Origin of the sequence: Myroides sp. A21, assembly GCF_000807225.1 — a bacterium.
Lineage (GTDB): Bacteria > Bacteroidota > Bacteroidia > Flavobacteriales > Flavobacteriaceae > Flavobacterium > Flavobacterium odoratimimum.
Window position 1 is genome coordinate 362501 of the sequence record NZ_CP010327.1, and the last position, 25593, is coordinate 388093.

Annotated in this window: 16 protein-coding genes, 2 tRNA genes and 2 rRNA genes (1 of these 20 running past the window's edge); 8 read left to right on the forward strand and 12 right to left on the reverse strand. The window is 35.4% G+C overall.

Annotated features, from left to right (window positions below; translation table 11 throughout):
- The 7 genes from MYRA21_RS01680 to MYRA21_RS01710 all read right to left on the reverse strand — a co-directional run.
- A 23S ribosomal RNA gene (locus tag MYRA21_RS01680) occupies positions 1-609 on the reverse strand (it extends 2285 nt beyond the left edge of the window).
- A gap of 151 nt (positions 610-760) precedes the next feature.
- Positions 761-834 (reverse strand) — tRNA-Ala (locus tag MYRA21_RS01685).
- Between the two features lie 91 nt (positions 835-925).
- Positions 926-999, reverse strand: a tRNA-Ile gene (locus MYRA21_RS01690).
- 80 nt (positions 1000-1079) lie between these two features.
- Positions 1080-2597, reverse strand: a 16S ribosomal RNA gene (locus tag MYRA21_RS01695).
- The 16S and 23S rRNA genes sit together here with 2 tRNA genes alongside, the layout of an rRNA operon.
- Before the next feature lie 688 nt (positions 2598-3285).
- Positions 3286-4473, reverse strand: coding sequence for a porin (locus MYRA21_RS01700; RefSeq protein WP_006260171.1), 1188 nt, complete (start codon positions 4471-4473; stop codon positions 3286-3288).
- A gap of 30 nt (positions 4474-4503) precedes the next feature.
- Complete coding sequence (locus MYRA21_RS01705; protein ID WP_006264384.1) at positions 4504-5850, reverse strand: anaerobic C4-dicarboxylate transporter family protein; 1347 nt, start codon at positions 5848-5850, stop codon at positions 4504-4506.
- A 113-nt stretch (positions 5851-5963) separates the two neighbouring features.
- Positions 5964-7034, reverse strand: coding sequence for a type II asparaginase (locus MYRA21_RS01710; protein ID WP_006260173.1), 1071 nt, complete (start codon positions 7032-7034; stop codon positions 5964-5966).
- Positions 7035-7843: 809 nt separating this feature from the next.
- On the opposite strand from MYRA21_RS01710, the gene MYRA21_RS01715 reads away from it, so the two are divergent.
- Complete coding sequence (locus MYRA21_RS01715) at positions 7844-8254, forward strand: hypothetical protein (protein ID WP_235280025.1); 411 nt, start codon at positions 7844-7846, stop codon at positions 8252-8254.
- A 58-nt stretch (positions 8255-8312) separates the two neighbouring features.
- Here the strand turns inward: MYRA21_RS01715 and MYRA21_RS01720 are convergent, their stop codons facing one another.
- The 3 genes from MYRA21_RS01720 to MYRA21_RS01730 all read right to left on the reverse strand — a co-directional run bounded on the left by MYRA21_RS01720 (position 8313) and on the right by MYRA21_RS01730 (position 9742).
- Positions 8313-8690, reverse strand: coding sequence for a DUF2752 domain-containing protein (locus MYRA21_RS01720; protein WP_006260175.1), 378 nt, complete (start codon positions 8688-8690; stop codon positions 8313-8315).
- A 9-nt stretch (positions 8691-8699) separates the two neighbouring features.
- Positions 8700-9053, reverse strand: coding sequence for a CD225/dispanin family protein (locus tag MYRA21_RS01725; protein ID WP_006261922.1), 354 nt, complete (start codon positions 9051-9053; stop codon positions 8700-8702).
- Between the two features lie 107 nt (positions 9054-9160).
- Positions 9161-9742 (reverse strand): hypothetical protein, encoded by a 582-nt coding sequence (locus MYRA21_RS01730; protein ID WP_006260177.1) that lies wholly within the window; start codon positions 9740-9742, stop codon positions 9161-9163.
- A 389-nt stretch (positions 9743-10131) separates the two neighbouring features.
- Between MYRA21_RS01730 and MYRA21_RS01735 the strand changes: the two genes are divergently transcribed.
- Positions 10132-10542, forward strand: coding sequence for an NUDIX domain-containing protein (locus tag MYRA21_RS01735; RefSeq protein ID WP_006260178.1), 411 nt, complete (start codon positions 10132-10134; stop codon positions 10540-10542).
- Positions 10543-10806: 264 nt separating this feature from the next.
- Here MYRA21_RS01735 and MYRA21_RS01740 read toward each other — a convergent pair whose 3' ends face one another.
- Positions 10807-11388, reverse strand: a complete 582-nt coding sequence (locus tag MYRA21_RS01740) for an alkylphosphonate utilization protein (RefSeq protein ID WP_006260179.1) — start codon at positions 11386-11388, stop codon at positions 10807-10809.
- Positions 11389-11691: 303 nt separating this feature from the next.
- Here MYRA21_RS01740 and MYRA21_RS01745 point away from each other — a divergent pair, with 303 nt between their 5' ends.
- The 6 genes from MYRA21_RS01745 to MYRA21_RS01770 all read left to right on the forward strand — a co-directional run bounded on the left by MYRA21_RS01745 (position 11692) and on the right by MYRA21_RS01770 (position 25138).
- Positions 11692-13359, forward strand: coding sequence for a formate--tetrahydrofolate ligase (locus MYRA21_RS01745; RefSeq protein ID WP_006261923.1), 1668 nt, complete (start codon positions 11692-11694; stop codon positions 13357-13359).
- 202 nt (positions 13360-13561) lie between these two features.
- Entirely contained in the window at positions 13562-15895 is a 2334-nt protein-coding gene (locus tag MYRA21_RS01750; RefSeq protein ID WP_016650495.1) for a TonB-dependent receptor, read from the forward strand.
- 216 nt (positions 15896-16111) lie between these two features.
- Positions 16112-16837: an OB-fold-containig protein gene (locus tag MYRA21_RS01755; RefSeq protein WP_006261925.1), complete on the forward strand. Its 726-nt coding sequence runs from the start codon at positions 16112-16114 to the stop codon at positions 16835-16837.
- Between the two features lie 25 nt (positions 16838-16862).
- On the forward strand, positions 16863-18938 hold the full coding sequence (locus MYRA21_RS01760; RefSeq protein WP_039328409.1) for a hypothetical protein: 2076 nt from the start codon (positions 16863-16865) through the stop codon (positions 18936-18938).
- A 118-nt stretch (positions 18939-19056) separates the two neighbouring features.
- Positions 19057-23898: a DNA repair ATPase gene (locus tag MYRA21_RS01765; protein ID WP_039328411.1), complete on the forward strand. Its 4842-nt coding sequence runs from the start codon at positions 19057-19059 to the stop codon at positions 23896-23898.
- A gap of 76 nt (positions 23899-23974) precedes the next feature.
- The gene (locus MYRA21_RS01770) at positions 23975-25138 is read left to right on the forward strand and encodes an MFS transporter (protein ID WP_006261931.1); all 1164 of its coding nucleotides are present in this window, start codon (positions 23975-23977) and stop codon (positions 25136-25138) included.
- Positions 25139-25174: 36 nt separating this feature from the next.
- Here MYRA21_RS01770 and MYRA21_RS01775 read toward each other — a convergent pair whose 3' ends face one another.
- A complete protein-coding gene (locus tag MYRA21_RS01775; RefSeq protein ID WP_006260186.1) occupies positions 25175-25477 on the reverse strand; it encodes a helix-turn-helix transcriptional regulator in 303 nt (100 codons plus the stop codon).
- Between the last annotated feature and the right edge of the window lie 116 nt (positions 25478-25593).

A 25593-nucleotide genomic window follows, 5' to 3' on the forward strand; every position in this document is an offset into this window, starting at 1 on the left:
TCGTAGGCTCATTATGCAAAAGGCACGCCGTCACCCCACTAAGGGGCTCCGACCGCTTGTAGGCGTATGGTTTCAGGATCTGTTTCACTCCGTTATTCACGGTTCTTTTCACCTTTCCCTCACGGTACTGGTTCACTATCGGTCTCTCAGGAGTATTTAGCCTTAGCGGATGGTCCCGCCAGTTTCAATCAAGGTTTCACGTGCCCCGACCTACTCAGGATACCACTATTCTTATCTTCTCTTACCAATACGGGACTATCACCCTCTTCGGTTTACCTTTCCAGGTAATTCTTATTAAATCCGCAAGAAATGTCGTGGTCCTACAACCCCAAAATTGCCGTAACAACTTTGGTTTGGGCTATTCCGCGTTCGCTCGCCACTACTTACGGAATCACTTTTGTTTTCTTCTCCTCCGCCTACTTAGATGTTTCAGTTCAGCGGGTTCGCCTCCATATTGGATAGTATGTCTTCAACATACTGGGTTGCCCCATTCGGATATCTACGGATCAATTCGTGTGTGCCAATCCCCGTAGCTTTTCGCAGCTTATCACGTCCTTCTTCGCCTCTGAGAGCCTAGGCATTCCCCATACGCCCTTATTTTGCTTATGTGCTTACAATTCTTTCGAATCGTACTTTCTATATATTTCTATATCTTTTTTATTCTTTCTAACTGTTTTGTTAGTTAAGTTTTATCAATATGTCAATGAACTTGTGGCGAATCGCCACTGATAATTAAACCAGCTTTGATATTATGCCGTAGTGGAGAATATCGGAGTCGAACCGATGACCTCCTGCGTGCAAGGCAGGCGCTCTAGCCAGCTGAGCTAATCCCCCGTATCTAGTGTTTGGTTAACAGCTTACAGTTAACAGTAACTTTTGGGCGGTTAGTTTAACCTCTAGTATTTCCTTCAAATTAGTAAATTAGTAGTCCCGGGCAGACTCGAACTGCCGACCCCTACATTATCAGTGTAGTACTCTAACCAGCTGAGCTACGAGACTCTGTATTACTTAATTCTTTTATTCTTTTTTTGGTATTAACAGCGAGAGTAAAGTATCATACTTCTATAATTATTCTCTAGAAAGGAGGTGTTCCAGCCGCACCTTCCGGTACGGCTACCTTGTTACGACTTAGCCCTAGTTACTAGTTTTACCCTAGGCAGCTCCTTGCGGTCACCGACTTCAGGTACCCCCAGCTTCCATGGCTTGACGGGCGGTGTGTACAAGGCCCGGGAACGTATTCACCGGATCATGGCTGATATCCGATTACTAGCGATTCCAGCTTCATAGAGTCGAGTTGCAGACTCCAATCCGAACTGAGACAAGCTTTGGAGATTCGCATCCTGTTGCCAGGTAGCTGCTTTCTGTACTTGCCATTGTAGCACGTGTGTAGCCCAGGACGTAAGGGCCGTGATGATTTGACGTCATCCCCACCTTCCTCACGGTTTGCACCGGCAGTCTTGCTAGAGTCCCCGCCACTACGCGCTGGTAACTAACAATAGGGGTTGCGCTCGTTATAGGACTTAACCTGACACCTCACGGCACGAGCTGACGACAACCATGCAGCACCTTGTAAATTGTCCGAAGAAAAATCTGTTTCCAAATCTGTCAATCTACATTTAAGCCCTGGTAAGGTTCCTCGCGTATCATCGAATTAAACCACATGCTCCACCGCTTGTGCGGGCCCCCGTCAATTCCTTTGAGTTTCATTCTTGCGAACGTACTCCCCAGGTGGGATACTTATCACTTTCGCTTAGCCACTCAGTCCGAAAACCGAACAGCTAGTATCCATCGTTTACGGCGTGGACTACCAGGGTATCTAATCCTGTTCGCTCCCCACGCTTTCGTTCATCAGCGTCAATAAATACGTAGTAACCTGCCTTCGCAATTGGTATTCCATGTAATATCTAAGCATTTCACCGCTACACTACATATTCTAGTTACTTCCATACTATTCAAGTCAAACAGTATCAATGGCCGTGTCTTAGTTAAGCTAAGAAATTTCACCACTGACTTATCTGACCGCCTACGAACCCTTTAAACCCAATAATTCCGGATAACGCTCGGATCCTCCGTATTACCGCGGCTGCTGGCACGGAGTTAGCCGATCCTTATTCTTACAGTACCGTCAAGTCCCTACTCGTAGGGAGGTTTCTTCCTGTACAAAAGCAGTTTACAATCCATAGGACCGTCATCCTGCACGCGGCATGGCTGGTTCAGAGTTGCCTCCATTGACCAATATTCCTCACTGCTGCCTCCCGTAGGAGTCTGGTCCGTGTCTCAGTACCAGTGTGGGGGATCTCCCTCTCAGGACCCCTAATCATCGTTGCCTTGGTATGCCGTTACCACACCAACTAGCTAATGATACGCATGCCCATCTTATACCGATAAATCTTTATTATCAATACGATGCCATATCGATAAACCATGGAGCATTAATCCGAATTTCTTCGGGCTATTCCCCTGTATAAGGTAGGTTGCATACGCGTTACTCACCCGTGCGCCGGTCTCAAAAAAGCAAGCTCTTTCTACCCCTCGACTTGCATGTGTTAGGCCTGCCGCTAGCGTTCATCCTGAGCCAGGATCAAACTCTTCATCGTATATTTTTAATTTCGTAAATTAAAAAAGTATAATTCCAAATCTTGCGATTTGCCTTACTCTCTTATTTGTATGCTGTCAATCCAATATGTTTATGAACGTGTCTTCTTATTTCTAAGCCTCACTTGTTTTTCAAAGCGAGTGCAAAAGTAAAAACTTATTTTGAATTAGCAAAACTTTTCTAGAAAATATTTTTCTTTATTTTTTCACTCAACTCCCGTTTTTACTGAAGCGGACTGCAAAGATACTACCTTATTTTTTACTTATCCAAATTTATTTTTATAAATTTTTCAAAGCTTATTTTTAGTCGTTCTTGCTTCACTTTTTGTTTATGATCGTCTGCTCTTCGAGACATTGTTACCGTAGCAACTACTTCTCTAATGCGGATGCAAAAGTAGTATCTTTTCCCTTACTTCCAAACTTATCTTTGTCTTTTTTTAAAGGTTTTTGAAAAGTATTTCATAACTCTCTATTATATTACCTTTTACGAGCAAAAGTTTTTTTTATCTTTTTTTAAAGGTTATAGCCTTTAGGCATATCTATACTATATATACGTAACGCTAGAGGGCGAAATATATTTAATATTGTACTATAGTATATATAGTAAGGCACTATTGACCTACTCCTATAAAAAAGATAAGCTCTAAGTCAGTAGACTTAGAGCTTATACTTATTATTATGACATATTTATTATAGTATCAATAAAGGAGCAACAAATCCTATTGTCAATCTTCCTGTATTATAATTTTCTAATCCTAAATTATTCTTAGCATAAGATGAGTAATTGTAATATCTTCCTACATAAGACACAAAGAACCTCACATTAATATCCTTAAATGGTATATACTGTACTGTTGGTATAAAACCATAACTTGTTCTCAAGCGATCTGTACCACTTGTAGTACTCTCTATATTCTTACCATAAGCGTTACTAGTCATCAATGTTAATGATAAATTTAACTTAGGAGTAACTAAGTAATCTGCCTTAATCCAGTTATCCATATAAGCTACATTTTCACTCACATGTCCTTTAACACCATCTGCTAAGGTATTATTCACCATATAACTAACCATCCCTTTACGATCTAGATCTTCCTTGCTATACTGGAAGTCATACATAATGGTTAATTTATCATCTTGATACTTATGACCAAGGGACACATAGTTCATCACTTTACTTTTGGCTTCTTGAAAGTAACTATAACTATAATTTGTTTGGAACTTACCACCAAAGAAATTACCTCTCCAATTCGTAACAAAAGCCAAAGGCATTTTTGCTTTTTCTATATTAGTAATATCAAAATCCTGATACTGGTCTTCAAAATGCTGTGTTCTAGAATTTAGCACTTGCAATCCAAAAGAATGCCCATTATCCAGAGTATGTGTAACCCCAACTCCTGTCAAGAAATTATCAGCATGTTGCAATATATCATTATACTGTAAAATCTCGATTGGATTTAAATCAAACTCAAATCCTCCCCAGTCAGTACTCATCTTACCAATGTCTAATCTAGTCTTAGGATCAAGGTAAATTCCAACAAATGCCATATCAACCCCTCTTTCGATATGATCTTTAGTTCCTATTTCAGATTTCTGAGTATATCTATTCCTAAATCTAAAATACACTCGATCATGTATTTTCCCCTTTATCTCAATACGTGCTTGATTATTATCAAACTCAGAGTTTGTAAAAGTTCCGTTATCAAAATAACTCTCAAACCCTACTCTAGTATGAAATAGAACGTCTATATTTTTTAACAATCCTACTTTCTCGACGGGGATAATAGGTTTTACAATTGTGTCTGTAGAAGATTGCGGTTCCTGAGCCATTGCTCCCGCACTTACAAACATCGTCATTAATAATAATGCCTTTTTCATTTTCATTTTTTTTATTTAATTCTTCATTTTTTATAATAATATAGCTCCTAATAAGAAACCGGCTGTTACTGCAACACCTATAGCAACTAACCCTGGAATCATAAAACTGTGATTCACTACAAACTTCCCGATTTTAGTACTTCCTGTTCTATCAAAATTAATTGCTGCTAGCAATGTTGGATAACCTGGTAATACGAAATCCGCATTTACTGCTGGGAAAATTGCAATCAACGCTGGATTAGACAATCCTAAAGACACCCCTAGAGGCATCATCGTTTTAGTTGTAGCTGCTTGACTAAACATCAAGGCACCTAAAATAAATACAGCAATAGCAAAAGTCCACGGATATGCAGAAACCACATCGGTCATAAATGCTTTTATCACCACCTCATTATGCGCCATAAAAGTAGAGCTCATCCATACTACCCCAAACACAGAGACTACCGCAGTAGCCATAGAACTAAAGAGACTAACCTTTGTCACTGCTATAGCACTTGTCTTGGTCGTAATCATCATTAGAGCAGACGCAGTCAATGTAATCATACTTATCACTGCTACCATCTGTAGTTCTCCATTAGCCTTAAGCACTAAGCTTGCAGCCCCAGGTTCAAACACAGGAAGTAATTGAGGAAAAGCACCCGCTAGAACAATTAATAACACTGCTATAGAAAATATAACAACAGAACTCTTCGCTCCTTTTTTTAACTCTTTTTTCTCTCCTACCTCGTCTGCATCAAGACTTTTAGCAAACTCAGGGTCTCTCATCTTCTCAATAAATATAGGATCATCTTCTAACTCTTTCCCTTTCTTAAGAACAGATAAACAACCTATTAAAATACCAATAAGACAAGCTGGTATACACACCTTCATAATATCTATCAAAGCTCCTTGATAAGCTAAAATACTAGCTCCTGCAAAAGCAGCTGTCGCGGCACTCATCGGACTTCCTGTTATAGCTAAGTGAGAAGCGATAACTGATATACTTAAAGGGCGCTCAGGTCTAATTCTCTTTTTAGCTGCTACCTCAGAAATAATAGGTAATAAAGAATATAGTAAGTGCGCTGTACCAGCAAAAAGGCAAAAGAAATAAACCGTAAATGGTGCGATAAACACAATATTAGAAGGGTTACTTCGAATCACTTTTTCCGCTAATTGTACTAAGTAATCAAGTCCACCACAGGCTTGAAGTGTAGCAGCTGTAGACACAATTGCCATAATCACAAGCATTACATCTATAGGAGGGTCACCAGGACGCATACCGAATACAAATACGAATATACTTAAGCCAACCATTCCCATAACACCAAGACCAATTCCTTTCATTTGCGATCCGATAAGAATCATTCCTATCAAGATGCAGAACTGTAATAGTAACATAGCCACAAAATTTTAATTATACCTTTAGTATAGATTCTATATAAAAGGAGCGCTACACTGTATATACATTCAGTAGGCGCTCCTCTTATATTAATGGTTATAACTTATCTCTTTTAATATTTGAAGAACATATCTTGAATCACAGCTCTATCTTTGGTCTCAGTAAGTGCTAACATTAATAAGATTCTAGCTTTCTGAGGACTTAAATCATCTGCTACCACAAAACCAAGCGCATTATCATCCACCTCATTAAATAAAGTCACTCTACCTGCTCCAGCTCTTGCTGAACGACAAACTATAATACCTGATTTTGCAGCTGCTATTAAAGCATCTCCTACAGGAGCATTAAAGTTACCATTCCCCATACCAGCGTATACTATACCAGCTACACCTTCTTCTTTGGCAGCAGTCACTGCTCTAGGACTAGCATCAGCATAACCGTAAACGATTTCTACCTGAGGAAGTTTAGTTAATCCCTTTACATTAAACTTCTTCTCTGGAGATCTCAATGTTTTATAGTAGTAACTCACTTTCCCATCAAAGATCAATCCTATTGGTCCAAAATTTCTAGATTGAAATGTAGCCATATTAGTTGTCACTGTTTTTGTGACATCTCTAGCTGCAAATACTGCTTCATTCATTGCAATCACCACCCCTGCTTCTTTACTTTCAGGAGATGCAGCCACCATCACAGCATCTAATAAGTTTCTATTCCCATCTTGACTCATCGCTGTCGCAGGTCTCATCGCTCCCACTAATACCACAGGCTTATTAGAATTAATAGTCAATTCTAAAAAATAAGCAGTCTCCTCTTGGGTATCCGTTCCATGAGTGATCACTACTCCATCAGCCTCGTCTTTCTCGAATATCTCATTAATACGATTACTTAATTTCAACCAAGTTTCAATATTCATATCTTGACTACCAATCTGAGCAATCTGTTCCCCTTTAACTTTGCCAAACTTATGCATCTCAGGTACAGCATTTAGAAGATTCTCAATCGGAATTTTACCTGCAGTATAAGCTGCCTTCGTTGCCGACTCTCCTGACCCTGCTATTGTTCCTCCTGTTGCAAGGATAATCACACGAGGTTCATCCTTTGATGTATTTGAAGCTCCTTTAGTCTGAGCTTGCATTTGAAATGCTAACAATACACCGAACATTAAACTAAATACCTTTTTCATGGTTACTATAATTATAATTAATCAACTTCTACTTTTTTAAACCAATCTTCTATTCTATATCAGAGATAGATAACTCATATCGTTCTAAACTACACACCACAACTTTCATTCCCTTTTCTTATTTTTTAAAAAAAACGAATAATAAAATCTCCTATTTCCTAAAAATAATTTCTCTTAAAAATATATCAATACCCTACATCACTTTATTTTTTCACACTTTTACCTCAGAACACTAAACTTCTATATTTTTTATTTTGCCATTGTTTTAAAACAGAAAAATATAATCAAAAAAATGTCAAATAAAGTCACTTTAACACAACACTGATCTAAATAATATATAAAACTACGACAATAATTAACAATATCAAATAAGTAAAAGTAAAAAAGAATAAATAAATATTCGGCAATAATATTCCAAACTACAGCTTTTTTTTAAACATATTTCAATATAATAAAAAAAACTGCAGCTATAAGAGCTTATTATTTCGTCTCTTTTATTCGATAAATAGTGAAATTTTAGATAAAAAATAATACAATCATTTTTCTGAATCAATTCTGTTAAAAAAAACACAATAAAACTTTACTCCATACACTTTTAATGACAACGTCTATTAACTATATATAACGACAATTTAACTACTAGTCTAGAAGTCATCGATGGTGTAATCTGTATCATTGGACAAAACGATGTTATCGGAGTTGGTCAAGATGGAAATATTATATACCACAACACGTATAAAGAACCAGGAGAAGCAGGAAGACGTTTACTAAAATCAGCGTCTATAGCTGGTAATGCTTATATGGGGGCTATGAATACTAAAAACCAAGCCATAACAAGTGCGACCTATTCTGTATCTTATCGCAATGCTAATGGTCAAGTAGTAGAAAGCAAAGACTATGTATTCAGTGAGAAAGATCGTGCTAAAGCACAAAAAACACTAAATACTCAACAGTCCCTTATGAATGACCTGAATAGTACTATCACTCCATTGGTACAAAGTAGATTTAATGCTCTTAAACAAACTGCTGAATACGCTTATGTATTCGCTAGAGGTACTGAAGGAGAAACTACACAACTAGTCAAAGTGAGAAAGAAAGACGGTAAAGAAGTAGATAAAATAGCTATTGATAACAATAGACCTCTATACGAAATAGCCCCTATCACAAGTAGTATATACTATGTATATAAAAATGAACTACGCACTTTTAAAGATAAATAAGAACCTAATCTTCTTATAAATACAAAAGCCCCTTAGATTAACTAAGGGGCTTTTTACTTTACCATATATTTCTGACTATAAAGAATACAATAATAAGTGCTAGAAAAGAATAGGCAAACCAATTCGGAATAGCATATTTCTGCAAAAACTTATCATTCTTTACAATATACACTTCCACTAATGCTATATATAAAAAAGCAAGTAGAGGAAAGTATACTAATATCATTACATTATATTCTATAGCCTCTCTAAAATGTCCATGTAGTAATGCATGCAAGGCACGCTGTCCTCCACACCCAGGGCATAACCACCCTGTCTCACGATAGAACATACACGATAGACCACCATTATCACCACTCCCAAAAAACTGATAGTAATAATATAATCCAAAAAGAGGAATTATTAGAAATATGATTCTAAGTATCCAATTCTTCATTATAGTCTATTACATATTTTGAGCTGCTCTCACTTGCTCCATAATTGTTTCGAAGTATGCATTAATACCACCTGCACTCACAATATCAAAAACAGCTTTACCAATAGCGATTACAAATAATAAAATAGCTACTAAAGCTAATTTCTTCGCTGTACTAGCTGCTTTAACAGAAGCCTCATACTCACCATTATTATATTTACTAGTAGACTGACTAGACATTACGATAGCGATAATACCTAATATTAACCCAATACACCAGAAAGAACACATACCTAATACTGTAGAAGTAATAGACAGCCCCATATAGTTATTAGGCTTCTCACGTTGTTCTGTAACTTGATTTTCAAATTGATTAAATTCCATATTTTTTTATTTTGTTGAGCAAGATAGTTATTTTTATTAACATATCTATAACAAAAAAGAGAGGAAATTCCTCTCTTTTCATTATACTTATCTTATTTCTTTTATACTTATGCAAACTTTGCTATAAATTGCTCTAACTCATCAGCAAATTGATCTTGTGCATTTGCAATCACTTCATCTATAGCTTCTATTGTAAGAATTGGTTTTAATTTCGCATCAGTACGAAGCCAATCTAAGAATTCTTTATTGAACTCTGCAGCATCGAATTCTCCTTCTTCTATCAGTTCCTCTTTATCAGGGAAATAGAATTCTTCCATAAACACAACTGCTTCCACATCATAAGCTGATATCTGTAATAGCTCTTTGATATTCTTAGCAACGATAAAAACTCCTCCTTCATCACCAAAAACAACGATAGGACAGTTATCCAAACTTTTTACCGCTTTATCCTGTACCCAAAAAGCAAAAATACTACCAGTACTATTAGCCTCTGCAAAAGGAACAAACGAATTTACAAATTCTTCTTCTTCTGAAATAGATTCGATGATTCCTGGATCCTCGTCTATTAAATAGATAGCGTTAGAATAATAAGATGGAATATTCTCAGATGTCTGAAATTCCAATAAACTTTTAATTTCATTAGGTACTTTATACCCTTTAAATAATGCAGTAAATTCTTCTTTTACCATTGTGATGTTCATTTTCGCCTCTTATCAGGCTTACGGATTTTAAAAATTAAAACTAATGTAATACACTAAATCTTATTCTATACTAAGTATTACTTTGATAGAATAAAGATAAAATATTTTTTTATTGAAAAACATATTTTCACAACAAACTTATATTTTTTTTATCATTTAAGTCGATTGATATATGTAATTCATTTATTTCGTTGGTAAAAGTAATAAACTTTACTAAATGGACGACTAATTATTTAAATATTAACCATTTAATTTTAGTACTTATTCTTCTTTAATTAACCTTTTTGTACTGTTTTACTCAAGATAAAGTTTCGCAAAACATGATTGAACAGTTATTTTTAATAATACTATCTTTACATTTTAAAAAACTGTCTAATATGACAACTCCTACTATTCTATATTTAGCATCAGCATTAATAACAGATCAAGATAACCGATTACTGACTGTACGCAAAAAAACGTCTACCTATTATATGATGGCAGGTGGTAAAATCGAAAAAGGAGAAACTCCTGAACAAGCCTTAGTAAGAGAGTTAAAAGAAGAGCTAAACTTAACAGTAAACACAAATGAACTAACCCTACTGGGTACACATAGTACAGAAGCTGTGAATGAAAAGAATACTATAGTGAAAGCTCATATCTATCATATTATAATCAATCATCAAACGCTAGAAGTAGCTTCAGAAATAGCAGAAGCAAAGTGGCTCACAAGAGAAACTTATAAAGAGACTAAACTTGCACATCTCTTAGAAGAATTTAGTGTTCCTATTTGGTTAAGTTTATTCTAATCCTCTCATGCTACTAAAATATACTCTCAACATAATCACCAAGACTCTCTCAGGCTTCTAGTTTCATCTAGTACCGTACCTATTTACTTTGTAATATCAGCATTACCTTACTATAACACCTAAGTAATGACTGCGTTATTTATCGAGAATTAACGGAGTCACTACGGACTCATAACGGACTCACTACGGACTCACCGCTACCAAAAGCCAATAAAAAAGCCTCTAAGTCTAAAACAAAGAGGCTGTTATATCAGTATATGCTTATTATGCTTGTTTCTTTACGAACTTGGTTAAGATAACGATTTGTTGACCATCTATCTTTCCTTCGATTTGTTCTGTATTATCGTGTACTAAACGGATATTTCTAACAGCAGTACCGATCTTAGCATTAATAGTAGATCCTTTTACATCAAGATCTTTAATTAATGTCACAGTATCTCCTCCTACTAATACATTACCATTACAGTCCTTGTGAAGGTCTACACTTCCATCCCCTGTATGATCTCCTGTAAGTTTAGCAAACTCTAAAAGTTCATCGTCTAAATACATCATCTCTAAACTATCTGCTGCCCAACTTTCGTTACGGAAACGGTTCAGCATACGCCAAGCTACTACTTGTACAGCTGGAAATTCACTCCACATTGATGTAGTCAGACATTGCCAGTGATTAGCATCTAATTCAGCTTTCTTCTCTACTTGCTCTAAACAAGTATCACAAATATAGATTTCTCTATCTGCTTCATTAGCTGCTGCAGGTGGTACTTCATATACATTTAAATGTCCAGTTGCCTCACATAGTTCGCATTTATTACCACTTCTTTCTATTAATTGTGCTTCAGTCTTCATTTATAAAACAATATATTATTAAAGTTGTAAAGATATATGTTATTATTTAGATATAAAAAATAATAAAACACTTCAGTAATTAAACCATTTACACTACACAGATATGAATTTAACAAAACACTTAATTTTTTAGAAGCAATCTAAAAATTGAATCCTAGAATTATGGTTTCGACTTATATGTCCTGGTTTTCATTACACAATTCGCCATAATACTTATACCTTCTTTAATTAAGTACAATAGCGATAATTGCCCTTACAAAAAACCTTATCTTTACTCTTCAATAACACAAACTATCATTATAAATGAAAACAGATATCGAAATTGCTCGTGAATGTGAGTTAAAGAGAATACAAGATGTAGCACACTCTATCGGTGTAAATGAAGAAGAGCTTATCCCTTACGGAAAGTATATGGCTAAGGTTCCTCTAGATGCTATGAATACAGAGAACATCAATAAGTCAAATTTAATATTAGTTACTTCAATCACTCCTACTAAAGCAGGTATCGGTAAGACTACTGTATCTATAGGTCTAGCGTTGGGGTTAAATAAAATAGGTAAGAAAGCTGTAGTAGCTCTACGCGAGCCTTCCTTAGGTCCATGCTTTGGGATGAAAGGTGGAGCTGCAGGAGGTGGATATGCTCAGGTATTGCCTATGGAGAATATCAACCTACACTTCACAGGAGATTTTCACGCTATCACATCAGCTCATAATACGATAAGTGCTTTATTTGATAACTATATCTATCAGAATAGAGCTAATGAAAACGGAATTAAAGAAATATTGTGGAAAAGAGTATTAGATGTGAATGACCGTAGCTTGCGTTATATCAACACTGGGCTAAGAGGTAGTGCTAATGGAGTACCACAAGAATCAGGATTTGACATTACTCCAGCCTCTGAGATTATGGCTATTATGTGTCTGGCGACAGATATAGAAGACCTTAGACGCAGAATCGAAAATATCTTATTAGGGTATCGATATGACGGAAGTATGTTTACAGTAAAAGATCTAGGTGTAGCTGGAGCTATTACGGTACTATTAAAAGATGCACTTAATCCTAACTTAGTACAAACTACGGAAAACACTGCCGCCTTTATTCACGGTGGACCATTCGCTAATATTGCACATGGTTGTAACTCTGTTATCGCTACTAAAATGGCTATGAGCTATGGAGACTATGTTATCACTGAAGCAGGCTTTGGTGCAGACTTAGGTGCCGAAAAATTCTTTGATATCAAGTGTCGTAAATCTGGTTTACAACCAAAACTGACAGTGGTAGTAGCTACTGCGCAAGGATTAAAAATGCACGGTGGTGTAGCTATCGAAGATATCAAAGCTAAAAATACAGATGGTATCCGCAAAGGATTAGAGAACTTAGCTAAGCATGTAGAGAATATTAAATCTTATGGGCAAAGCATAGTAGTTGCCTTCAATAAATATGCAACTGATGATACAGAGGAACTACAAATAGTGGAGCAATACTGTAAGGATAACCACATTGGATTTGCGATTAACAATGCATTCGTAGAAGGTGGTGAAGGCGCTAAAGCCCTAGCTGAAGTAGTTGTAAACACAATAGCAAACAACCCGAGTAAACCTCTTCACTTCCCTTATCAAGACAGTGAAACAATAGCTGTAAAAATAGAGAATATCGCTAAGAAGATATATGGAGCTAATAAAGTAGAGTTCTCCTCTGCTGCTAAAAAGAAATTAGCCCAACTAAAAAACACAGATATGGATCAATATCCAGTATGTATTGCCAAAACACAATATTCATTCTCTGCAGATGCAACAGCATACGGTGTAGCTAAAGATTTTGACATTGTAATCAATGATTTAGTGATCAATAGAGGTTCTGAGTTCATCGTGGCTATAGCAGGAGATATTATGCGTATGCCTGGATTGCCAAAATCACCACAAGCGCTAAGAATTGACTTAGTAGATGGATTAATAGAAGGATTGAGCTAATCGCTGATATCATATACTATAATAGTAGGGTCGCCTTATAAAGGTGGCCCTATTCATTTTATAATAACTGTGAAATAATCAAAATTAAACATCTACTATTCAAAACTTTAACTACATATGCCTCTCAATTTACGGTCTGTTTTTTTTAATAAAGTGATGCTTTTGTATAAATTTATTCAGAATAATTCTAAATAAATAAGTTATGAAATTACTATCCTCCCGAAAAGAGAAACTCTACATCACACTATTCTCTTCATTATCAATGCTCTCACAGGCACAGCATTTAAATCTTCAAGTAAAAAATCCTTCTGGTCATGCTGTTCCTAATGTAGTTGTAGAGATAAATAATCAAAATGTAGGTATTACTGACGATACTGGTATATTCTCCCTAACAGATACTCATTCTTCTACTGTTGACTTAAGGTTAAAAGTCTTTGATTACGCTGATTACTATACGACACTTGAGTTACAAAAAGATACGATTAACAACTTTACAATTACACTTACTGTTAATCCTGAGACTATAAATGAAATTATCATTACTGCTGGCCGAAAACCAGAACACATCTCTACAGTCCCCTCTTCTGTAACGATACTTACCAAACAAGAAATAGAAACACAGAGTGATATTAATAGTAATATCAGCTATATCTTAGGTAATACAGTACCTGGACTCGCTACAGCTACTAATAAAGTAGCCAATACAGGGCAGACACTGAGAGGAAGACCTCTTCTAGTTTTAATAGATGGTATTCCACAATCTCTCCCTTTAATGAATGGAGCCCGGAGTATACGTTCTCTAGATCCTTATGTTATCGAAAAAATAGAAGTAAGAAAAGGAGCAACGTCTATCTATGGCAATGGATCTGCGGGTGGTATTATCAATTATATTACTAGAAAAGATGTAGGCAACAAACCACTAAGTGGGCAAACTAAAATAGGTACTACCTTTAACCCTTATCACAGTAGTGGAACCTTAGGCTATCAAATAGGACAGTACTTCTCAGGTAGAATAAATAACTTCAGCTACGCTATAGGTGGGCATCTTAAATACAATGGCTTACAAAGAGATGGTGAAGGCTTGCCATTAGGACAACTGGGTGGTCTATCTAATTCTTATGAGCGAAACATCTTCACAAAACTATCTTATCAGCTCAATGATTCCTCCTCATTACAACTACTCTACAATTATTACACTACCGTACAAGATGAGAAGTACAAAACGAAACCAGGACGTTATGGACAGGAGCCTGCTATAGGCATAAGAGGTAGTGAAGGTGGAAAACCAGTAGGTACACCATACAATCACAATGCTATGCTGACCTATACTAACGATGCACTTTATGCTAATACCCGATTAGACATTAGTGCTTACATCACTTCCTTTCAATCGATGAATCGTTATGTACCGAAAGGAACAGTCTGGTATGGTCCAGGTCAAACTAGGATAATATCAAAAAAGAAAGGAATGAGAACTAACTTTAATACTCCTTTTACGCTTTATAATACTCCTATTGAAATTACTTATGGTTTTGATCTACTCAGTGATATGACTATGCAAGACCTCACAGATGGTAGAATATTAACTCCCCAAATGAAAATGCTAAGCATAGCCCCTTATGCACAGTTAAAGATAGATATATTAGATGACTTTATCTTTAAAGGAGGGATTCGTTATGAAAATTCGAATGTAAAAATCAATGATTACACCACTATATCAACAGGCCCTAATAACGAAGGCTCTATAGCTGTCAATGGAGGTAAACTAACTTATAGAGCCACAGTATTTAACGCAGGTATCCGATACACTAAATATGATTACTTCAATCCATTTATCAGTTACTCACAAGGTTTTTCCCTCAATGAAGTAGGAAAAATATTGAGAAGAGCAGATGCTAATACGCTGAATAATTTAGAGACTTCCCCTGTGATTACTAATAATTACGAAATAGGTTTCTCTAGTAAATACAGCATTTTCTCACTACAAACCTCATATTATATCAGCACTTCTAAATATGGTATTAACCTTATAGATGTCGGAGGATATCTGATGCCTAGTAGAGAACCTGAAAAGATTAAAGGTTTCGAAATAGCTTTAGAGGCTAGAGTAATGAAGAGCTTAAAAATGGGTGGTACTTTCACCACTATAGAAGGAAAAACAGAGAATAAAAAAGGCATCTTAGAATATCTAGGAGGAGATAGAATACCGCCTAATAAAGCAACTGCATTTATTACATATACTCCATTCAATAAGGCTACTCTATCCTTATTTTGGATAAATACAGGAAATAGAAAACACTTTAGCCCCAACATCAATGGAAAATATAAAAACGGACAAGGTCCCATAAGTGAAGTCAATCTATTTAACCTTAGTGCAAATTATAAACCTAATAACCATTGGTCACTCTCACTTGGCATTGACAATTTATTCAATAAAACCTACTATCCGCCAGTAAGTCAATACAGAGGTATTCACGCTGACTATACTAGAGGAGTTGGAACTACAATGTCAATCCATGCAACTTATTCCTTTTAATAAAACAGATAAATAATCACTCATAAGATTGCAATTATTCTATTTGGTATCATAGAAATAAGTATATCCCAGTCCTATTTCTCAAAAGAGGTATCCTAAAAGGATAAATTGTTCGTTCATGTTATAATATTGTCAAAATAAAGCAGAACACTTTCTTAAAATTAAGTTATATTTGGTAAATTTTAAACACATATTAATATAATACGCTATTCATAAATGACAGAAATAATTCATCATTTATTCAATCCGCTTCCAAACGCTATTATGAGCGTATTAATGGGGATAACCTTTATCTATTGGATATTCTCGGCTTTATTAGGAGGTTTTGATGGTTTTGATATTGATATGGATGTCAACCCTGAAATAGATGTTGACATAGACATAGATGCAGATGTAGATACAGACTTTGATTTGCAACAAAGTCATCTAGACATTACTCATGATAAAGAGGTGGATGTAGCAGATCATGTAGATGTACGTCAGCCAAGTATCTTTATGCAGATACTTGAGTTTATGAATGTAGGGAAGATCCCTTTCATGATTGTATTAACCATCTTTAAATTCTTTACTTGGGCAGGTACATTATTAACTACTACAATCCCTAAAGTAGTGAATCTAAGTTTTTGGTCTGTTTTAATATTAATTCCACTTTCTTTTATAGCGATTATCTTAACACACTATGCTACACTTCCGCTAGTTAAGTTTTTAAAAAATACAGGCTATCACGGAGAGAAGGCAATAGACTTTATCGGAAAAGAAGGTGTTATGTTATCAAGTATCACTGCAGATAAACAAGGAAATATGGAGGTAGTCATCGATCAAGATCCAATCAAGATATTGGTACAGAGTACAGATGGTAACCAAATAAAATATGGAGAGAAAGTCATTATCATTAAAAAATGTGATAAAGAAAATATCTTCCAAGTAAGAAGAATACATTAATTATTAACTATAAACACTAAAATCTATGGGTGAGTTTGGTCTAGGGACATTAATAGCTATTATTATAGGCGCACTTTTTCTATTAGTATTATTATTTTTTGCAATACTTGCATCTTTCTATAAGAAGATACCACAAGGTAAATCTATAGTAAGAACTGGGGTTGGAGGAACTAAAGTAGCTTTCAACAAAGGTATTTATGTAATTCCTGTATTCCATAAAATGGAGATTATGGATATCTCTGTAAAAAAACTACAAATCGATAGAATGCAAAACGAAGGTCTTATCTGTAAAGACAATATTCGTGCAGATATTAAAGTAGCTTTCTTTATCAGAGTTAACAAGTCTATAGAAGACGTAATTAATGTGGCACAAACATTAGGTTGTGAGCGTGCAAGTGATGTAGAAACGCTAAGAAACATATTCGAAGCGAAGTTTTCTGAAGCTTTAAAAACAGTAGGTAAGAAATTTGAATTTATCGAATTATACGAAGCTCGTAGAGAGTTTAGAGAAGAGATTATTAATATCATAGGTAGAGACTTAAACGGGTACATCTTAGATGACTGTGCTATTGACTACTTAGAACAAACAAATATCTCTTACTTAGATCCTCAGAACATTCTTGACTCTGAAGGTATCAAAAAGATTACTGAACTTACTGCATTACAAAACATCAATGCTAATCTTATCCGTAGAGATGAGCAAAAGGTAATCAAGAAGCAAGACGTGGAAGCTCGTGAAGCTATCTTAGAACTCGAAAGACAGTTATCAGAAAAAGAAGAGAAACAACGCAGAGAAGTGGATAATATCCGCGCTCGTGAAGAAGCTGAGATTCAAAAGGTACGTGAAGAAGAACGTCTTAAATCTGAGAGTGTACGCATCTCTACTGAAGAAAGTCTAGCTGTATTAGAAGAGAATAAACTACGTCAAGTAATCATCGCTGCTAAAAATAAAGAGCGTACTGATGCTGTGGAAACAGAAAGAGTAGAAAAAGACAGAGCGTTAGAACAAACTGAAAGAGAGCGTATCGTAACATTGGCTCAAATCAACAAAGAACGCGCTGTAGAGGAAGAGAAAAAGACTATACAAGATGTTATTCGCGAAAGAGTACAGCTTGAAAAAGGAGTTGTGGAAGAACAACAAAATATCAAAGACGTCGAAGCACTACGCGCTGTAGAAAGAGAGAAACAAGTAGGTATCACTCAAGCAAGTAGACAAGCAGAAGAAAACTTAATCAGAACAGTGAAAGAGGCAGAAGCTAAAAAATCTGCTCAAGAGCAAATCTCTCAACAAATGCTAATCGAAGCAGAAGCAGAGAAAGAAGCTTCTATTAAACAAGCTGAGGCACGTAAGATACTTGCAGATGCAAAAGCTCGTGAAGATGCTACTATCGGATTAGCTGAGGCAGAAGTAATCAAAGCAAAAGCAGAGGCTGTAGAACAACAAAGTATCGTAGATGCTGCTAAAATACAACGTATAGCAACTGCTGAAGCAGCTGGTATAGAAGCGAAAGCAGAAGCGAAGAGAAAAGAAGGTTTAGCTGAAGCAGAAGTGATGAAAGAAAAAGCAATAGCAGATGCTGAAGGATTAAAAGAGAAAGCAAATGCTATGAAGCAAATGGATGGCGTTGGTAAAGAACACGAAGAGTTCAAACTTCAACTTCAGAAAGAAAAAGAAGTGGAATTGGCTGCTATCACAATCCAAAAAGACATTGCTCAATCACAAGCTAACGTATTATCTTCTGCACTTCAGACTGCTAAGATTGATATCGTAGGTGGAGAAACAATGTTCTTCGAAAACATTATCAATCAAGTGACTCGTGCAAAAGGATTTGACCAATTAATCGACAAGAGTCAGAATGCTCAAGATATTAAACTTGCTTTATTAGGTGATGGTTCTACTATCAGTCAAGGTGAGTTATTTAATAATATTAAGCACTATGCGAGTCAGTTTAATATCACAACTGAAGATTTAAAGAATCTTAGTATTGCATCATTAGTACTTAAGATGCAACAAAACGCAACTGAGGACAATATGGGCTTATTAAGCAATATAGCTGATGCTGTTCAGAGTTTCGGTATAGGGAATAAAAAGTTATCTTAATGTATACTAATCACTCTTCTCTACAGAGAAGAGTGATTTTTCTCCTATTTACCCCTACTCTATTTTTAATTTACCTACGTATTAGTCTTATCGTTCTAATACAAAGTATCCTTTATATATGGCTGAATTAGAAAACCAAAATATAGAATCATTAGATTCTAACACTTATGAGATTATACAGAAGAGACTACAAAGTCAAAAGAGCGATTTAATCCAACGATTAAATGCACTGAATGACGATCGTAAAGAAATCTTTACTTCTGTTGATCTAAAACTTATCGCTAATCAACGTATTACGACAGAAAACAACTGTACTGCCAGAGGTATTATTGCCTTTGATACAACTTGTATTTTTGCCTATAACGTACACTTTGGGCTAAAGACTGATATTCAGTTAAGTGATGTATTTAGTATATACCGCTTTGAAAATGATCAGTTCTTACCTCAACCTTTAGATTTTATCTATGATGAGAACTTCATCAGTGATTATAAAAACTTATATAAATACTATAGAGACTCTATCTTCAGCAGATTTAAGAAGACAGAGAATTACCTCTATATGGTATTCCAAACAAGTAAGAATGCAGATAACTTAAAAGCATTTAAGTGGTTAATCAAAGATAATCAATTGATTTATCAGGATGACCGTAGCATTCACGAAGTAGTAAAGAGTCCTCAGTTTGAGTTCAATTGGATTAAGACTAATCTTGAGAACAGACGCTTAGGAGTACACCCTCACGTATCTATACAAGACAAGGTATTTATAGAAGCAGTAGGTGGTGATATTACTTTTAAAATAGAAGACAACACAGATAATGGACAAGGAATATACTCTGAACCTGTAAAGAATGCCGATCAGCAGTTAGATGATGCTGATTACTTCTACGCTGACTTAGGTAACTTTATTGCTATACGCATTAAACCTTACCAAGAGGATTTCCGTGCTTTTATCTTTAATAATAGAACAAAACAAGTTATCAATGTACCTGCCTTAAATGAAACAGGTATACTTCTCCCTGATGGCCAAGGTATTTTATTCTCTAATGGATACTATTTACAGAATGGAGATTATAAAATATTTGATAACAGTGTTCACAACTTAGAATTTGTAAGAACTATCCCTTCTCATAATGGGGAGGACTACTTATATCTATTCTATCAAGCAGAGAACAATATCTATACCCTGATGTCTTATAACATCATCAAACAACAAGTAGAAACTCCTATCGTATGTAGTGGTTTTACGTTGTTTAACGATGGTAAGTTAATCTATTTTCGCTCAGAGAATGAGGCAGTAAGACATCACGTAGTACAAATATGGGAAACTCCTTATGCTGCTACATTAATAGAGAATAAGGAACAAAAAGAGAATCACTTATACAAAATAGGGAATAAGGACATCGTTAAAGCGATGGCTGAATGTCAAGAGATCATCCACCTCATCGATAAAGAAGATTCGTATGAAGGGCTGTACGGTGATATAGCTAAGAAAGCAAATGACATTATAGATGCCTACTTCTGGATAAGAACCAAAGAAACTAAAAGCTTAGATGAACCATTAGAGCAGATAAGAAGTATCGCTAATACTGCTATAGATGAGTTTGAAAAAGTACAAGAGCAACGCAAGAGAGCCGCTGGTCTATTAACTGATCTAAAAGCGAAAGTAGATAAACAGCTCTTTAATGTTAAGAATGCTAAAGGTGATACGCTGGAAGGATTAGTACATCTATTAGCTGAAAACAGAAAGCTATTAGGTGAAGTCATCAGTGCTCGTCAGACTAAATATGTTGACTTAACTATCTTAGAGAATTATCAAGAGCAATTAGGTAAAACCAATGAATCACTATCTGATAAAACAATCGCTTTCTTACTACAAGAACAAGCACTCGTTCCTTATGAGCAAAAAGTAGTAGATCAAAAGGCTAAAGTAAATGAGGTAGTCAAAGTAATTGATGCTAATGCTATAGACGAAAACTGTAAGGCAATATCAGCTGAATTAGAACTGCTGATAGACATACTAAACAGTTTAAAAATAGAAGACACTACACAGGCGACAAAGATTATAGAGAAGATATCTGTAATATTTGCTTCGCTTAATGAGGTGCGTTCTCAACTGAAGAGAAAGATAGACTCTCTACGTACGAATGAATCTATCGCAGAGTTTCATGCTCAATTAACCTTACTTGACCAAAGTATCATCAACTTCTTAGAATTATCTAATTCTCCTGAGAAGTGTGACGAATACCATTCTAAAGTAAGTGTTCAAGTAGAAGAACTGGAGAGTAAGTTTGCTGACTTCGATGATTTCATCTTAAAGATAGCCGATAAGCGAGAAGAAGTTTCTAAAGCTTTTGATACGCGTAAGACTAAATTAGTTGAACAGATCAATAGACGTACGAGTTCGTTAGAACAGATAGGTCTACGTATATTAAAGAATATAGAGAATAAGTCTTCTTCTTTCAAAACGAAAGAGGAGATACTTGCATTTTTCTCTACTGACCTTATGGTCGATAAGGTACGTCAATTAGTTATTGAATTAAATGACTTAGGAGATGTATCTAAAGCAGAAAATTTAGAAAACAGCGTTAAGACGAGTCAAGAAGATGCACTGCGTACACTAAGAGATAAACAAGACCTATTCGCTGATGGAGAAAATGTAATCAGTTTAGGTACTCATAAATTCTTAGTCAACAAACAGCCATTAGACCTTACTATCGTTAGACGTAATGATATTCTGTATTATCACTTAACAGGTACTAGCTTTACTTATCCTATTCATAATGATAAGATCTATGCCTATAAGGAGATATGGAATCAAGACATCATCTCTGAAAATAACGAAGTATATAGAGCAGAGTACTTAGCTTATCAAATAATACAAGAACTACGCACTAATCCTTCATTAGATATTAATGAAGCAGTTAAGTTTAGAACAGAACAGAACTACTCTGAAGGATATCTAAAAGGTGTACACGACTTTGACGGATTAGAGATTACACAAGCCTTACTGAAACTAAAAGCAGAATTAGGAATATTGACGTATGCTCCTGCTATCCGTGTTTCGGCACAAGTATTCTGGTATAAATTAGAAGCGGAAGTAAGGGAGTCTTTATTGAAGAATATCAATAGTGCTGCTGCTGTACAAAAGGTATTTCCTAGCAGTACTAATTATCAATATATAATTAATCAATTAGAGGAGCTATATGCACAATGGCAATCACCATTGCGTGAATTAGCATACAAGAAAGAGGTCGCTAATTATATTTTTGAAGAGTTCTCATCAGGAGTATTCTTTACAAAAGCAGAACAGGCTTCTATATTAAAGAAACAGTTTGTTACTTTCTTACAACAAAAGAATGCTAGTGTAATCTTTGAGAATGATATTAACGATACCACCTTATCTACATTAGATGCTTTTTATTTAATACAGAACTGGTTGTATTCTTATATAGATAATGAACCTAAAGCTGCTATATATAAAAAGTATATTGATGAAGCATGTTGTTTATTGTTATTTGAAAAGCAATATAACTATACTTTAAAAGAGAGTACTGACACTATAATCTTAAACAACTTAAAAGGGAACCACGCTTTAATAGTACAAGATACTTATACATTAGACTATCACGAATATATGCACAAGCTTGAAGTATTCGAGACTGAGCGTGTCCCAATGTTTACAGACTTTATTGCTACTAAAGATATGTTGTTAAGCGAATACAAGAAATCATTAAAAGTAAACGAACTGAAACCTCGTGTACTGACTTCTTTTGTTCGTAATAAACTGATTAATGAAGTTTATTTTCCATTAATTGGAAATAACTTAGCCAAACAGATAGGAGTTTATGGTGATAACAAACGTACAGCACGTATGGGAATGTTATTATTAGTATCTCCTCCTGGATATGGTAAGACTACTCTAATGGAATACTTAGCCAATGCTTTAGGTCTTCACTTCGTTAAGATTAACGGACCTACTATTGGACACTCTATTACCTCTATTGACCCTACAGAAGCTAAGACTTCTGGTGCAAGAGAAGAACTAAAGAAAATAAACTTATCTTTTGAGATGGCGGACAACGTAATGCTGTACTTAGACGATATACAGCACTGTAGTTCTGAATTTCTACAGAAGTTTATATCTCTAGCCGATGGACAGCGTAAGATGGATGGAATCTTCGAAGGAGAGAGTAAGACTTATGACCTAAGAGGTAAGCGATTCTGTATCATTATGGCAGGTAACCCATACACAGAATCAGGAGAGAAGTTTCAGATACCTGATATGTTAGCTAACCGTGCTGATACCTATAACTTAGGAGATGTGATTGGTAGTACAGAGCATTTGTTTAAGCTAAGTTTATTAGAAAACGCTATTGCTGAGAATACCTATTTACAAAAATTAAGTAGTAACTCTTTAGATGATTTCTATAAACTGATTAACCACATCGAAACAAAATCAGAAGAATCTTTATCATTAGAAGGGAACTTTAGTGGGCAGGAGATAGAAGAGTTTACTGCTGTATTAAAGAAATCAATCACAGTAAGAGATATTGTACTAAAGGTAAATCAGCAATATATCTTAAGTGCAAGTATGGACAATGCTTATAGAACAGAGCCTGCCTTTAAGCTACAAGGTTCTTACCGTGATATGAATAAGATGATGAGTAGGATAGTTCCACTGATGAACGATAGTGAAATAGATGAGTTAATCTTAACACACTATGAGAACGAATCACAGACCTTGACATCTGATACAGAAGCAAACTTACTTAAACTAAAAGAACTGGCTAACCGACTGACAGATGTAGAGCGCAAACGTTGGGAGGATATTAAAGATATCTTTATTAAACAAAACAAATTAGGTATGGCAGGTAAAGACAATCAAGTGGCTCAAGTATTAGGTCAGCTGATGGACTTCAACCAAAACTTAGAAAGCATTGCTAAAGCAATCAAAAAATAATAATCACCTAAACGGTCTGTCTAAACAACAGACCGTTTTTTTATTTATACATTTACTGCCTTCAATCTAAAACCTTATGTCAAAACACTTAGCCCGCATAGCCGTTACTGCATTATTCTTCATCTTTGGAGGGATATCTGCCTCATGGGCATCGCGTATTCCTACTATTAAAGAAGCTTTCGGAGTAAATGACTCTGCTTGGGGATTTGTCTTATTATACATTTCTATAGGAACTTTAATAACTCTTCCTATAGCTGGTAGAATAATAGAGAAATTAGGCAGTAAAAAAGCAACTCTACTCTTTCTATTAACTTATTTAGTACTGTTAGTAGGTATTGGATATTGGGAGGTATTATGGCAATTAAAAGTAAACTTAGTCTTATTTGGAGCGATTAGTAATATCACTAATATTTCTATCAATACACAGGCTATTAAGGTCTCTAAACTATATAAAGGGCAAATCATAGGCTCTCTACACGGTACTTGGAGTATAGGAGGCTTTGCTGCTTCATGGTTAGGCGCAGAGATGATCAGTAGTTATGTCCCACCTTTAGAACATTTTATCTATTACTCTACCGTAGGGATTATTATTTCTCTACTGCTTTTTAAATACCTTATTCCTGAAACGAACGACACTACTAGTGATAATCCTATACTAACAGAAAAGAAAGGCTTTCAATTACCTGATAAGAACTTAGTCCTTTTAGGGCTATTAGCCTTCTTCGCTATGGTAGCAGAAGGAATGATGACAGATTGGTCAAGTGAATATATGAAGCACGTTACGCATGCTCCTATACAGCTTATTGGATATGGGTTAACGGCCTATATGTTTGCGATGGCTAGTGGTCGTTTTATATCAGACTTCACAGTAAGACGATTTGGAGAACAGAGAACTTTACTCTTCTGTGGTATCCTCCTTTTTATAGGATTAGGAGCCTCAGTATTATTTCCTGGAGTATATACTACTATTATCTCTTTTATGATTGTAGGTTTAGGTGTATCCGCAGTAGTACCCATGTGTTATAACTTAGCAGGACATACTAAAACAATGCCACCTCAGCAAGCCTTAACATTAATTACTAGTATCGGTTTTATTGGTTTCTTTTTAGGCCCACCTGTTATTGGCTTTATTGCACAGCATTCATCTCTTAAGACCGCCTTTGCTATAGTAGCCTTTTTTGGGTTAGCTATCTCTCTACTAAGTAGATTTATAGTTATCGAATCTACCTCATCAAAATAAACAAAAAGCCCAATCATCGCTGACTGGGCTGTATATTTATAGTTCAATGGATATTGTCACCTTTCCGCCTAATCCTTTTTCTACAATATCATATAACGTCTTTAATGTCATATTACTTCCATTATTTTCTACTCGAGAGATATATTCTCTCTTCTTATTCACTAAACTAGCTAGTTCTGCTTGAGTTAGTTTTTTCTCTTCTCTTGCCTTTCTAAGCAATAATCCTACTTTAAAAGTCTCTACTTCTCTCTCTATCTCATCTCTTTTCGGTTCGCCAACTACACCAAACACCTCATCTTTTACTTGTGACCAAGTCTTCACATCTCTATTTTCTTTCATGGTGCTATTAATTTATTTTAACACTTCAAAGGTAATTTAAAAGTTACTTAAAAACAATACAAACTATAAATCAATGTATTAAGCCACTAAAACTATACCATAAAAAAGCCCAATCA